The organism is Helicobacter sp. NHP22-001, assembly GCF_030270165.1.
GTDB classification, from domain to species: domain Bacteria; phylum Campylobacterota; class Campylobacteria; order Campylobacterales; family Helicobacteraceae; genus Helicobacter; species Helicobacter gastrofelis.
Window position 1 is genome coordinate 1 of the sequence record NZ_BSWS01000025.1, and the last position, 2859, is coordinate 2859.

Annotated in this window: 3 protein-coding genes; 1 reads left to right on the top strand and 2 read right to left on the bottom strand. The window is 44.5% G+C overall.

Annotation, left to right across the window (positions count from 1 at the left end; translation table 11 throughout):
* Positions 1–786, bottom strand: a 786-nt coding sequence (locus tag QSJ47_RS08025) for a PAS domain-containing protein (protein ID WP_285603003.1), incomplete at its 3' end; no start/stop codon positions are given.
* Between the two features lie 201 nt (positions 787–987).
* On the opposite strand from QSJ47_RS08025, the gene serB reads away from it, so the two are divergent.
* Complete coding sequence (gene serB / locus QSJ47_RS08030) at positions 988–1602, top strand: phosphoserine phosphatase SerB (protein WP_285603004.1); 615 nt, start codon at positions 988–990, stop codon at positions 1600–1602.
* 308 nt (positions 1603–1910) lie between these two features.
* Here serB and QSJ47_RS08035 read toward each other — a convergent pair whose 3' ends face one another.
* Positions 1911–2714 carry a DUF4097 family beta strand repeat-containing protein gene (locus tag QSJ47_RS08035; RefSeq protein WP_285603005.1) on the bottom strand — a complete coding sequence of 268 codons (804 nt, stop codon included), beginning with the start codon at positions 2712–2714 and terminating at the stop codon, positions 1911–1913.
* Positions 2715–2859 lie beyond the last annotated feature (145 nt).

Here is a 2859-nt window from a genome sequence, read left to right on the forward strand (position 1 = left end):
TATGTCCAAGGCAAATTTAATGAATTTATATATCTTACCCTCACTATCAAAAACGGGATTGTAGCTGGCCTCCAAATAAACTGCCTTGCCCGTTTTTGTAACGCGCTTAAATGTTCCTTGTTTAAACTCCCCCGATTTTAAATGTTGCCAAAACTCGGTGTATTGTGGGGTTTTGACAAACTCGGGATCGCAGAAAATAGAATGGTGCTTACCTTCAATCTCGTCTAAACTATAACCCACAACTTTTAAGAAGTTTTTATTGGCTGTGATCACCCTACCTTCTGTATCAAACTCAATCAAAGCCATAGAAGCCAGGGCGGCATTGTGGACGGCGCGCAAATCGTTAAATTCTAAAATGCGCTGGGTGATGTCTGTGGCGATTTTAACGATCTTAACCACTTTACCTTGATTGTCTAACACGGGATTATAAGTGGCTTCCAAATATAATTCTTTACCCCCTTTGGCGATGCGCTTAAACTTCCCCTGTTTGAACTGGCCGCTTCTTAATTGATCCCAACCTTGTTTATATAGAGGTGAAGACACCAATTTTTGGTCGCAAAACATAGAATGGTGCTTGCCCTTGATCTCCTCCAAAGTGTAACCCATGAGCTTTAAAAAATTCTCATTGGCTGTAATGACCTTACAATCTGTGTCAAATTCAATGATTGCCATTGAGCGGTCTATAGCGTTGTAAATGGCATCCAATTCGTGGTTGCGTCTCTCAAGCCCAGCGATGAATTCCTGAGTAGCTGTGTTGTTCTGTTTTTTATGGCTAAAAAATGACATGAAGACTCCTTGCCGTGGGGTTAAATCTGTGGGATGGAAGGGGAGAATGGGGAGTTACCCCCCCCCCCCCCCCTATAAAGTAGCGGGCGCGGTTCAACCATTAAACTCTACGAATTATGAATTAGTTAAACTCCTCATTCTAGCAAAAAAGTATTAACCCTGAATAAACTTTTGCGCTAGAATACCCCTATAAGGAGCAACATGAAATTAGCCGTTTTTGATTTTGATTCGACTTTAGTCAATGCCGAAACGATTGAAGAATTAGCAAAGGCTTATGGCGTGGGGCAAGAGGTTACAAACGCCACAGATCTAGCGATGGCGGGCAAGGCGGACTTTTATACAAGCCTACTTAAGCGCGCAAATTTACTAAAGGGCATGGACGCTCACAAAGCCCAAGAGATTTGCCAAAACTTGCCCCTGCACTCGGGGGCGCTTGAAGTGGTGCAGGGCTTGCATAGCTTGGGCTATAAGGTCGTGTGCCTAAGTGGGGGCTTTAAGTGGGCCACGGGGCATTTTAAAGAAAAGCTGGGCTTAGACGCAGATTTTAGCAACACTTTGCATGTGAATGGAGGGGTCTTAACGGGGCAAGTGAGCGGCCCTTTAATGCGGGGAGATTCTAAGGCAGAGATTTTAGCTAGTTTGCAAAGCTTGCTAAAGCCCGAACACACTTTAGCCGTGGGCGATGGGGCCAATGACATTGGCATGTTTAAACTCGCTGATCTTAGCGTGGCGTTCAACGCCAAAGAGATCACCAAGCAAGCCGCCACCTTCATCGCCCAAAGCCTAGATTTGAGAGAGATTTTAGAGTGCCTTTAGGTGGGCTGTGGGTAGCCCCCTAATTTAAAGCACTTAACGACAGGGGATATTAACTTTGGGCGTTCCACAGAATAGACCGCCATTACACTCTATCTCAAGATTTGTAAGACTTAGGTCAATTTGCATGAACTCTCCTTTAATTTTATCTGTTAAAACGCATCAGTGTTTCAACCATCTCAAGAACTGCTAGCAACCTGCACCAGTGCAACTACAACCAACAGCGTTATAATAAACATTTGTGGCATATTCTGCGGAAATATCCGCAACGCTTTCATCTACTTTCATCTTTGCTCCTTTCTTAAGATTAATCAATCCACAACATGCACAAAGCTACTTGTTTTTAGGCGCACCCTGCCCGATCCAATAGAGCCTCTAGAATCCTCAAGGGAAATATTAACCCCATTCTTTTTAAGAGTGATGCTTGCCCCATTGGATTGTATGTCCCACCGCTTAACATGTCCGTGGGCATAAAGTTTTGCGCTCCCATTGTTGAGGCTCAAATCCAAATCCTCAATGAGGGTTTGTAAATCTAAGTGGGTGTTGTTGCCCTTGATTTGGCAGGTTTCTAGGCTCTCTTTGGGGGCATTGAGTTGGACATTGCCATTATTAATTTTAATGTCTAAAGCCCGCACCCTAGCCCCGATTTCAAGCGTGGCGTTGTTGCCCTTAACTTGGCAAGTGTCTATGGGTTTATATAAAAACAAATCCCCTGAGTTCATTTTTGCCTTCAAGTTTTTTAATGCGCCTTTCACGCTGACACTGCCATTGTTGAGCTTGAGCTCTAAATCCTGCATGGGCGCATCCACCGCCACTTTGGCGTTGTTGGCAGACAAGTATAGGGCTAAGTGGTCGGCGGGTAGATAAATTTTAGCCTGTCCGCTAAATTTATTGCTCTTTTGTTGCAAGCCCTTTTTAATGAGCAGGACAAAGGCATCGCCTATGCTGTGTATCCCCTTAATGTCCTCTGCTAAATCCGCATCTAAACCTTGATCTGGAGTGCTGATATAAAGGCTGTGCTCGCTATGCTCAATGAGCAAATCCGCCTCACTTGCCTCGCCCTTAAAGACGGCGTAAGGCTCTTTTTGCTCTGTTGCCAACACTTCAATTTCCATTTTTAACCCAAATTTGATCTCTAAATCACGGGTTGTGAATCACCCACCCGCTAAAGACGGGTGGGCTTCTTGCTTCAACGATCCATAACTAGCTATATCCAGTATGTAGCCATACTTGGTTACAACCCCATCAGCGGAATCTCCA